General features: G+C 68.1%; 11 protein-coding genes and 1 pseudogene. 10 read left to right on the top strand and 2 right to left on the bottom strand.

What is annotated here, in order from left to right:
- The 4 genes from VEY12_08025 to VEY12_08010 all read left to right on the top strand — a co-directional run.
- A partial coding sequence (locus VEY12_08025) for a hypothetical protein (GenBank protein ID HYM40072.1) occupies positions 1-455 on the top strand: 455 nt, incomplete at its 5' end.
- 70 nt (positions 456-525) lie between these two features.
- Positions 526-1,464, top strand: coding sequence for a 4-demethylwyosine synthase TYW1 (twy1, locus tag VEY12_08020; protein ID HYM40071.1), 939 nt, complete (start codon positions 526-528; stop codon positions 1,462-1,464).
- 63 nt (positions 1,465-1,527) lie between these two features.
- A complete protein-coding gene (locus tag VEY12_08015; protein ID HYM40070.1) occupies positions 1,528-2,052 on the top strand; it encodes a hypothetical protein in 525 nt (174 codons plus the stop codon).
- A gap of 37 nt (positions 2,053-2,089) precedes the next feature.
- Complete coding sequence (locus VEY12_08010; protein HYM40069.1) at positions 2,090-3,109, top strand: GTPase; 1,020 nt, start codon at positions 2,090-2,092, stop codon at positions 3,107-3,109.
- On the opposite strand, the gene pdxS is transcribed toward VEY12_08010, so the two are convergent.
- The gene (pdxS, locus tag VEY12_08005; GenBank protein ID HYM40068.1) at positions 3,027-4,046 is read right to left on the bottom strand and encodes a pyridoxal 5'-phosphate synthase lyase subunit PdxS; all 1,020 of its coding nucleotides are present in this window, start codon (positions 4,044-4,046) and stop codon (positions 3,027-3,029) included. The genes VEY12_08010 and pdxS overlap by 83 nt on opposite strands.
- Before the next feature lie 170 nt (positions 4,047-4,216).
- Between pdxS and VEY12_08000 the strand changes: the two genes are divergently transcribed.
- The 6 genes and pseudogenes from VEY12_08000 to VEY12_07975 all read left to right on the top strand — a co-directional run bounded on the left by VEY12_08000 (position 4,217) and on the right by VEY12_07975 (position 8,242).
- Positions 4,217-4,753 (top strand): AAA family ATPase, encoded by a 537-nt coding sequence (locus tag VEY12_08000; GenBank protein ID HYM40067.1) that lies wholly within the window; start codon positions 4,217-4,219, stop codon positions 4,751-4,753.
- Complete coding sequence (locus tag VEY12_07995; GenBank protein HYM40066.1) at positions 4,746-5,180, top strand: RNA-binding domain-containing protein; 435 nt, start codon at positions 4,746-4,748, stop codon at positions 5,178-5,180. Before VEY12_08000 ends, VEY12_07995 begins: the two co-directional genes overlap by 8 nt.
- Complete coding sequence (locus tag VEY12_07990) at positions 5,181-6,344, top strand: aconitase X catalytic domain-containing protein (protein ID HYM40065.1); 1,164 nt, start codon at positions 5,181-5,183, stop codon at positions 6,342-6,344.
- Positions 6,341-6,730 (top strand): annotated as a pseudogene (locus VEY12_07985) (DUF126 domain-containing protein). The gene VEY12_07990 and the pseudogene VEY12_07985 overlap by 4 nt, the downstream one beginning before the upstream one ends.
- Positions 6,731-6,733: 3 nt before the next feature.
- Positions 6,734-7,144 carry an NUDIX domain-containing protein gene (locus VEY12_07980; protein HYM40064.1) on the top strand — a complete coding sequence of 137 codons (411 nt, stop codon included), beginning with the start codon at positions 6,734-6,736 and terminating at the stop codon, positions 7,142-7,144.
- Between the two features lie 27 nt (positions 7,145-7,171).
- Positions 7,172-8,242: a helix-turn-helix domain-containing protein gene (locus VEY12_07975; GenBank protein ID HYM40063.1), complete on the top strand. Its 1,071-nt coding sequence runs from the start codon at positions 7,172-7,174 to the stop codon at positions 8,240-8,242.
- Here VEY12_07975 and VEY12_07970 read toward each other — a convergent pair.
- Positions 8,211-9,725: DUF835 domain-containing protein (locus tag VEY12_07970; protein ID HYM40062.1), on the bottom strand; the 1,515-nt coding region annotated here is incomplete at its 5' end. The two genes, VEY12_07975 and VEY12_07970, sit on opposite strands and share 32 nt — an antisense overlap.

The raw sequence follows: 9,725 nt of genomic DNA, 5'->3' as shown, positions 1-9,725 counted from the left end.
CCGAACTCCGCACCCGGTACGTGTTCCCGTTCGTCGACGACGCGTGGACCGTCGCCTTCGTGCTTGTCGATGCAACGCCCCTGGGGGTGCGCATTCTGCCCGGGCCATTGGAGGTCCGCCCGGACGGTCTCCACAGCGCGGAGCCCACGGGCAAGCTGGAACGGATTGAGACCACGCCCTTGGAGCGCTTCGAGGAGCTCGTCCACTTCGACCCCTGGTGGACGTTCCGGGGGGCCGCGGCGGTCGACCGCCGGTGGGTCAGCGCCGCACTCGCGTCGAACATCGCGGGAACGTTCAACCACGAGGGGACGACCTACAAGGTCCACGACCTCGAGTTCGATCCGCGGCTGACGGTTTTGGAGGGCCTGGCCGCCAAGGACCCGGTGTTCCGCGCGCGAGTCTTCGGTAAGGGGGACCTTGACCTCCGCCGGCTTCGCAAACCGCTTCGGGCGTGATCCGACGACGCTGATTAGGACGACCGAAACGTCCGAAGGTCTTTTAGCCGGTCCCGACTTGCGGACGCCGATGGATCGGGAGCGCCAGGAGGTCCTCGAGCGCCAAGGCTACCGAATCGTCGGGAACCATAGCGGCGTGAAGCTCTGCCACTGGACCAAGGCGAGCCTCACGAAGGGCGTCAGTTGCTACAAGCAGACGTTCTACGGAATCGAGAGCCACCGCTGCCTCCAGATGACGCCCACCGTGGATGCCTGCAACCTGGGCTGCATGTTCTGCTGGCGCACCCAGGAATGGGGCTCCGACTCCCTGCTCGAGGCGGACGATCCCGCGTTCATCGTCGAGGACTCGATTCGCGCGCAGCGAGAACTCCTCAGCGGGTACGGCGGCAACCCCAAGGTCTCCGCGGAGCGGTTTCAGGAGGCGTGGAACCCCGACCAGGTGGCCATCAGCCTGACCGGCGAGCCCACGCTCTACCGTCGCCTGGGGGAGATGATCGACGAGTTCAAGCGTCGGAACATGACCACGTTCCTCGTCACGAACGGGACGACGCCGTCCGTGCTCCGCCGCATGCACGAGGAGGGCCGCCTGCCCACCCAACTCTACCTGACCGTCGCCGCCCCGAACGAGACGATTTACCGAAGTCTCATGGCCCCCAAGTCGGACCACGAATTCGCGAAGCTTCGCGAGACCCTGGCGCTCCTGCCGACCCTCCCGACGCGCACGGTGATCCGGCACACCCTGGTCGAAGGATGGAACCTGGGATGGGAGGAGGAATATGGGGAGCTGGACCGGCTGGGGAAACCCATGTTCATCGAGTGCAAGGGCTACAGCTTCGTCGGAGAGAGCCGCCTCCGGCTCAAGGCCGAGAACATGCCATCCCACGCGTCCATCCGCACGTTCGCGGAGCGGCTCGCCGAGAGCACGGGGTATGGTGTCGCGGCGGAGCGCGAGGACAGCCGCGTCGTGCTCCTGACGTACGACGGGCGGCTCCATCCGATTCCTCGCTAGGATAATCAATTCCTCTCCCTTATTAGCGGGCCGCCGGTTGCGCGCCCGAGGGCCTTGTCGGACTTGTGGACGGATCTCATCAACGTCCTCCTCGCGGCGTACGAGAACCGGCTGGTCTTCCTCCCCCTCATGTTCCTGTACGCGATCGCGATCGCCGTGGTCCTCCCGATTCCGATCGAGCTCGCCCTCGTCCTGCCCATCGTGAACCAGGAGTGGAGCTATCTCGTATGGATCGCGTTGGCCCTCGCCGCGGGGAAGACCGTCGGTGCCTGGCTCATCTTCCACCTGGGCATCCGGGTGGAGGACCACATCCGGTGGTGGTCCACGAAGTGGCGGGTCGCGAAGTGGTTCGTCGAGAAGGCGGAGCTGTTCGTAGAGAAGACCGGCTACCTGGGCCTCTATGTCCTCCTGAGTATCCCCCTGATGAGCGACACGATCCCCATCTACGTGTACTCCCTCTTCAACAAGGAGGGCAAGACGCTGGCGCGCAGCGTCTTCCTCGTGTCCAACTTCTTCGCCGCGCTGAACCGCGTGGCGGTCCTCGCCCTCTTGTTCGTCGTCGGCGTGGACCTCCTGCGCGCGGCATGACCCATACCCTTATCCCGGTCTCTAGGATGGCGAACCCGTGTTCGACCTGCCCTCGATCCTGCGGGCGCCGGAGCTCCTGGACACGGCGCTGGGCCGGTCGGCCAAGGCGACCGCGAAGGGGCGGGACCGCGCCGAGCGCGCCCGGAACCTGGCCGTGGCCAAGGTCCAGACTGCCGGCCAGACCCTGGAGAGCTCCCTCCGCGGCTACGTCAAGGGGTTCCCGACCCTGGACCGTCTCCCTCCGTTCTACCGAGAACTCGTCGATATCCTCGTGGATCGGAACCGACTGCGCAAGCACCTGGGCGCGGTCGACTGGGCGGCGGGCATGAGCGCGGACCTCACGCGCGAGTACGCCCGGCGCATGGGACGCGCCCCGATCCAGACCCTCCCTGCCCTACGGAAAGAGGCCATCGGCCGTCTGTCCTCCGTGGTCCGCCAGGTCTCCCCGGATCTCGACGCCCTCGTCGAGGCGCGCATCGCTTTGCGTAAGGTCCCGAGCATCGACCCGGAACTCCCCACGGTCGTGGTCGCGGGCTATCCGAACGTGGGGAAGAGCGCCCTCGTCCGGGCCGTGTCCACGGGCAAACCCAAGGTCGCTGCGTACCCCTTCACAACCCAGGGGGTGACGGTCGGTCACTTCGAGCGCGGCTACCGGCGGTTCCAGATCCTGGACACCCCGGGGCTCCTGGACCGTCCCATGGAGAAACGGAACAAGATCGAGCGTCAGGCGATCGCGGCCCTCCGCTTCCTGGCCACCGCGGTGGTCTTCGTCCTCGACCCTACGGAGACGTGCGGGTTCCCCCTGGACGCGCAGCTCCGCCTGCTGCGCTCCGTGGAGGAGACCTTCCCCGGTGTGCCCATCGTGGTCCTGGAGAACAAGGCAGACCTCCCCGGGCCGACGGCAGGCCATCTCCGGGCCTCCGCGCTGACCGGAGAGGGGCTGGCGGGCCTCATGGATGCCGTGGTCGAACAGGCTACCAGCCGCGGTCCTGGAGGCGCGCCTCGACCGGAAGCGCCTTCGCGTCCGTCCCCTTCATCGGCAGGCCCAGTCCCTTAGAGACCTCGGCCACGACGTTGGGGTCGTCGAAGTGGGCCACGGCGTCGACGATGGCGCGTCCCCGCTTCTCGGGGTCCTCCGACTTGAAGATTCCGGAGCCCACAAACACGCCGTCGCAGCCCATGATCATCATGAGGGCGGCATCCGCAGGCGTGGCGACCCCGCCCGCCGCGAAGTTGACGACCGGGAGCCGGCGGATCTTCTTGATCTCCGTGAGGATCTGGAACAGGCCCTCCGTGACCTCGTCGAGGTTCTTTCCCGCGAAGACCACGTCGGCCTCCTGGACCTCGGCGTCCTCACCCGCGATCGTCCGGACCTCCTTCAGGAGCTTCGCATAGTTCTCGGAGAACTTGGTCGCAACCGCGTACAGCTTCTCCTTGTCGTGAGACTTGAGCTCCGTGATGGCCTGGTTGACCGTCCAGACGTGACGTGTGGCCTCGACCACGTCGCCCGTGCCCGCCTCACCCTTGGTCCGGATCATCGCGGCGCCCTCGTAGATCCGGCGGACGGCCTCGCCGAGGTTGCGGCAACCGCAGACGAACGGCACGCCGAACTCGCGCTTGTTCACATGGAAGAACGGATCCGCGGGGGTCAGGACCTCGGACTCGTCGATCATGTCGACGCCGAGGGCTTCCAGGGCCCGCGCCTCGGCCACATGGCCGATCCGGCACTTCGCCATGACCGGGATCGTGACCGCGTCCATGATCTCCTGGATCTTGGTCGGGTCCGCCATCCGCGCCACCCCGCCGGCGGCCCGGATGTCCGCGGGGACGCGCTCGAGGGCCATGACCGCCACGGCCCCCGCCTCCTCGGCGATGGCGGCCTGCTCCGCGTTGGTGACGTCCATGATCACGCCACCCTTCTGCATCTTCGCGAAGCCGCGTTTGAGCAGCTCGGTCCCGAACCGGAGCTGTTTGAGGTCCAACTCGAGGGGCATAGCCGCACTCCCGGTGGGGACCTACGGGACCTGGATATATCTAGTTTGTCGTGCATCGATTCGAAATCGGATGGCGCGAGCCTGTCGGCCCCTTCGGGCAGGCGGCCGAGAGGTGGGGCTCTCTGTACCGCGGGAAACGCTTATGGCCTGGGTCAGGTTGCGCACACCCGTTGAGGGTCATCTGCGTGACCGGGATGCCCGCGGCGGGCAAGGAGGAGTTCCAGAAGGTGGCCACGGAGGAAGGCTACCGGATCGTTCGCATGGGGGACGTGGTCCGCGCGGAAGCGAAGCGGCGCGGGCTCTCCATGACGGACGCCGCGGTCGGAGGCATGGCCCACGAAGAGCGGCAGAAGCATGGGCAGGCGGTCTGGGCCGAGCGGACCCTTCCCCTCGTGATCGCGGACTGCGTGTGCGTCGACGGGCTACGGAGCCCGGCGGAGCTGGCCGTGTTCCGGAGAGCATTCGGTCCCGGCCTGGTGGTCTTCGCGGTGGACGCGGCGCCCGAAACGCGCTGGGCGCGGGTCCAGCGCCGCCGTCGCCCCGACGATGCGACGAGCTGGGAGGAGTTCCTCCGGCGGGATGCCCGCGAGCGCGGATGGGGGCTCGAGGAGGTCATCGCGGCCGCGGACGTGCGGATCGTGAACGAGGGGACGCTCCCGGACTTCTACGCGGACGTCCGGAAGGCGCTGAGGAAGCTCGATGGCTAGCCTGCCCATCCACTGGATCGTGGCGAGGGCTTTCTGCCACGCCACGGAAGAGGAGTCCCGCGTGGCCCTCGCGCTGGAGACCGCCGTTCCGAAGGGCGCGACGACCCGCCGCGCCCTCGAAGGAGAGCACGGGAACCCCCTGGTCATCCTCACACGGAGGGTCGATGCACCGGCGGACGTCCGCGCGGTCTGGAGCCAATGGTCGGAGGCGGGCCTGGTGGCCGCACTCCGCAATGCGGTCGACTCCCGCGTGGACGACGATGGGATCCTCCATCTCCGCATCGACAAGCAGAAGGCGTTCCAGGGGATGCTCGTCCCAGCGAGAGAAGCGGACACGATCGACGTGCAGGTCAAGCTCAAGGCGTATCCTGCGAAGCCCGAGGAGATCCGCCGAATCGCGACGCTCCTTGTCTCGGAGGAGGTTTAGGTGCGCCTGACCGCGACGCAAAGGCGCTTGCGTGACCGGGGGACCCCGGCCCAGCAGACGGCCCTCCGACTCCTGGTGTCCCTCGGGAATCTCTACGACGCTCAGAGACTCGTCCCGGTCACCTCCGCCCATGTCTCGGGCGCCTCGTTCAAGCTCATCGGCGATCCGGGTCTCGAGTTCCTCGAGGACTTTGCGAAGGACGCGCGGTTCGTCGTGCCCACGACCGTGAATCCGCTCGGCACGGACCTGCGTCAATGGCGGGAGCTGGGTGTGCCCCCGGAGTTCGCGGAGAAACAGGCCCGTGTCGCCCGGGCCTACGAGACCATGGGCGTGCGGCCTGTCTATTCGTGCACCCCGTACCTGCTGGGCGTACGGCCTGCGCTCGGCGAGCACGTCGCCTGGTCCGAGTCCAACGCGGTGTGCTTCGCGAACTCCGTCCTCGGGGCCCGCACGAACCGCGAAGGGGGTCCGTCCGCCCTGGCGGCCGCGATCGTGGGTGCGACGCCCGACTACGGGCTCCACCAGGACGCGGAGCGGCAGCCCACGGTCGTCTTCGACGTGCGCGCCCGCCTCGACGGCATCGGGTTCTCCCTGCTGGGCCTCCTGGCGGGCAAGGAGGCAGGCGACGGCATCCCGTTCTTCCGGGGCTTCCGGGCCACGGAGGGGGACCTCAAGTGGCTGGGTGCTGCGGCCGCATCCGCGGGGAGCGTGGGCATGTTCCATCTCGAAGGCATCACGCCGGAGTGGAAGCGCACCAGGATCCGAGGGCTCCGGAAGGTAATCGTCACCCCGGACGATTTGGAGGAGACGCGGCGCCACTACTCGGACGGCAACGAAGCCGAGCTGATCGCCTTGGGATCGCCGCAGCTCTCTCCCGACGAGCTTCGGTCGATCGCCGCCCTCGTGGACCGGACGCCGCCGCGGATTCCCGTCTGGGTGTTCACGAGCCGCCTCGTGCGGGACGCGTGCCCCGAGGCGGTCGCCTCCATCGAGCGCGCGGGCGGCCGCGTCCTGGCGGACACGTGCTTGGAGGTCACCCTGCTTGAGCACCGCTTCACCACGGTCGCCACGCCCTCCGGGAAGGGAGCCTACTACCTGCCCAGCCTCTGCCGGCAGAAGGTCATTCTGGACGACGTCGAGAGCCTGTTGGAGCGATACGCATGAGGCTGCGGGGTCGCCCGATCGCTCCCGGAAAGGCCGCGGGCGTCGCCCTCGTGAGCGCCGCGCCCTTCTCGTTCGTAGGTGGTGCGGATCCCGCCACCGGGGATATCCTGGATGCGGGCACCGGCTGCCGGGGGGAACGCCTCGCCGGACGCGTGTTTGCGTTCCCCCAGGGGAAGGGGAGCACGGTGGGCTCGTACGCCATCTACGGGTTGGCCAAGCGGGGCCTGGGACCCGCCGCGATGCTCAACGAACGGGCGGAGGCCATCGTGGCCACGGGGGCGATCCTCGCCGGCGTGCCCATGGTGGACCGCGTCGACCTCGGCGTGTTCGTCTCGGGAGACCGCGTGCGGGTCGACGCGGACCGCGGACGGATCGAACTGCCCGACGTCGTGCGGCGCCCCGTGGTCAGTGCCTTCCTTCGGAACCGCGGGAGGTTCCTCGTCGTGCGCCGGAGTCAGCGGGTCGGGACCTTCCGCGGGCGCTGGTCCGCCGTGTCGGGGTACATTGAGGGCCGCGAGGATCCTAGGGCCCGTGCGGCCCAGGAGGTCCGCGAGGAAACGGGCCTCCGAGGCGCCAGGTTCCGGAGAGCCGCGGAACCTTTGTACACGCGGCACGAGGGCACGGCCTTCCAGGTCCATCCGTTCCTCTTCGACGTGCCGTCCCGGCGGGTTCACCTGGACTGGGAGAACCTCGAGTACCGATGGATCCGGCCCGGGGACCTTGCGAATTTGGACACGGTGCCCCGGCTCGGGGACGTCTTAGATAGACTTTTGTCCGGCGAGTACTTGCGTAAAGGTTAAGAAACGGGGAACCTGCTCCGCGGCCCCATGGCCAAGCGAGGACTCACCGCGAACGAGAAGCAGGTGCTCCACGGACTCGTTCGCCATCCGATACTCAACGATCGTGAGCTCTCGGAGCTCCTGGGCGTGAAGGTGTCCACGGTCACGGCGATCCGGCGCCGGCTCCGCCACGCGGACTACTTCGTGACCCGACGCGTCCCTATGATGCACCGCCTGGGATGGGAACTCCTGATCGGCGGCTTTGCCCGGCTCGACATGGCACAGGGCGGGCCGGCGGCGGCGCGGCTCCGCGACCTCATCAAGGACCGCTTCCCGGACCTCTTCCACATCGTCGCCTCCTCGGACCAGATGTCGTTCCTGGGATTCGCGCACGACTATACGACGGCCCGTCGTCAGGTCGACGAGCTGCGGCTGGCGCTGGACCGGTCCAAGTTGCTGGGGGAGCGGGACGTCACCCTGAGCGTGTTCCCCATGAGCCTGTCCATCCTGCCGGCCTTCTTCGATTACAGCCACCCCCTCGCCCTCGCGTTCGGCATCGAAGACCGGATCCTGCTTCGGATGGAGCATGCGAAGTCGGGGGACATCGAACTCACGCGGAAGGAGACGGAGGTCCTCAAAGGGCTCGTCCGCTTCCCCGAGCTGAGCGACAAGGCGCTCGCCCAGCGCGTGAAGGTGTCCCGCCAAGCGGTCTCGAAGATGCGGCGCGAATTCGAGGAGGAGGGCCTCCTCCGCACCGTGCGGATCCCGAACCTGCGCCTCCTCGGGTTCGAGCTCTACATCACCGCCTTCGCGCGGTTCACGCCCTCGTCGTCCCTTCGCACCCGGACCGACGCCTTCGAGCGACTCCTCCGATCCTCCCCGACGTTCTTCCTGGTGTCCGACGATGCCGAAGCCGTGGTCCTGGGCACCTCGAAGTCCTACGAGGAGTTCTCCGTCCTGAACGCGGGTCTCACGAAGCATTTCAAGGAACGCGGCCACCTTGCAGGCGACCCCGAGGTCTCCGTCGGACTGACCGGCGCCACGGAGATCCTCCGGAACTGCGAGTTCGGCCCCTTGGTCCAATCCCTCATGCCGCCGGAGCCGAAGTCGAGCCGATGACCTGGTCCACCTCGCGCTCCAGGAGCGTGAGCTGGTGGCTCTCGAGGGCCGTGGGACTCACGGAGATGAGCAGGGTGCCGTTGTGGATGGCCACCTGGTCCCGCATCGCCTGGACGAGCCGCAGGACGGTCAAGAAGTTGTTGTTCGTGACGAGGTACTCCACGCCGTCAAGGAGGACCGCCCCGTGCTCCCGCGCAACGAACTGCTCCACCGCAAGGGAGAGTTTCTCGAGGTCCTTGGGACGGATCGCGTCCTCCTTGCCCACGTTGCTCAGCCACAGGACGGACACCTCCGCCGCGGCGTAGCGCTCCCGGAGCCGCTGGGGATAGACGCGCGTGAGGCAGAGCCCCCGCTGGCCCGCGGCCAAGGCTTCCTCGAACAGCCGGTACGCCGCGTCGGTTTGTTCGCCTACCACGAGGTACGTGGAGGCGGTTCGGAGACGCGGTTTCCCCTGCGCCGCGGGATGCGGCGCGGGACTCGCAGGCGGCTTCTGGCGAGCGCCGCAGGAGGGGCAGACGTCGGAGCCCACGGGAATGTACTCGCCGCAAGCCGCGCACGCGACCCGCGAGGGCCCGGGACGCGGCGCGCTGGGGACCGAGAGCACGAGGCCGCACACCGGGCAGGACTCCAAGCCGGGCGGCACGGGCGTGTTGCAGCGGGGGCACGAAACGGTCTCCCCGCTCACGGGCTCGCCGCACCGCGCGCATCGGCGTGCGCCCTTGGCCACGGGAGCCTCGCAGACGGGGCACGGAACCGAGGCATCGCCCGGCTGGGCGAGCGCCTCGACGATCCGGATCGGATCCTGAGGGTCGAGTCCCTCGATCGCGGCGAGCTCGCCGCGGGAGGCGGCACGCAGCGCGGCCACGCTCTTGTAGCCCGCATCGAACAAGAGCATGGCCTTCGCCGTGCTGAGCCCAGGTAACCGCGTGAATTCTCGCAGCGCCTCCGTCATGTGGAGGGGGGTGAGCCCGATCGTGACGTTCTGGCCGTCGACGTCGTTCCACTCGACGACGACCTCGCCTTGGACGTCGCGGTCCCCGAGCGTGAGGATCCGGGATCGCGTCTCCCGGGCGACCAGGTCCCGTTGGGACTCGAGGGCGGCCGCGAGCGCTCCGCTCGCCTTCAGGGAGGTGACCACGTAGTCGTCTACGTCGAGGTTCATGTCCTTGCGCATCTGTTGGATGCGGCGGATCACCTCGCGAGCGTACGCCTCGGCCTGGATCTCCGGCGTGATGCGGAGGTCGAGGTAGAGTTCCCCGTACGGGGTCCGGACCAGGGCGACCGCCTCGGGCAGCTTCCGCTCGAACCGAACCATGTCGGGCGTGATCTTCACCGTCCGTCCCGCGACACGCATCGACAAGGCCCCCTTGGCGAGCGCCCGCTGCATGCCTTCGGGGGACCGCTTCGCGAGGGCCGTGGCAATCTTGGGCCACAGGGACTTGTACGTCTTGCCAATGGGTGCGGGATCGGGCTTGGCGACCAA

It is taken from the genome of Thermoplasmata archaeon, from assembly GCA_035632695.1.
In the GTDB taxonomy this organism is placed as follows: domain Archaea; phylum Thermoplasmatota; class Thermoplasmata; order RBG-16-68-12; family RBG-16-68-12; genus RBG-16-68-12.
Note: the sequence above shows the minus strand (reverse complement) of the source record. Positions and strands in the feature narration are given on the sequence as shown.

Bases quoted from the DNA above. Each gene is read 5' to 3' on its own strand.
- twy1 (HYM40071.1), top strand. From the start codon at position 526: ATGGATCGGGAGCGCCAGGAGGTCCTCGAGCGCCAAGGCTACCGAATC.
- VEY12_07975 (HYM40063.1), top strand. From the start codon at position 7,172: ATGGCCAAGCGAGGACTCACCGCGAACGAGAAGCAGGTGCTCCACGGA.
- VEY12_07995 (HYM40066.1), top strand. From the start codon at position 4,746: ATGGCTAGCCTGCCCATCCACTGGATCGTGGCGAGGGCTTTCTGCCAC.
- pdxS (HYM40068.1), bottom strand. From the start codon at position 4,046: ATGCCCCTCGAGTTGGACCTCAAACAGCTCCGGTTCGGGACCGAGCTG.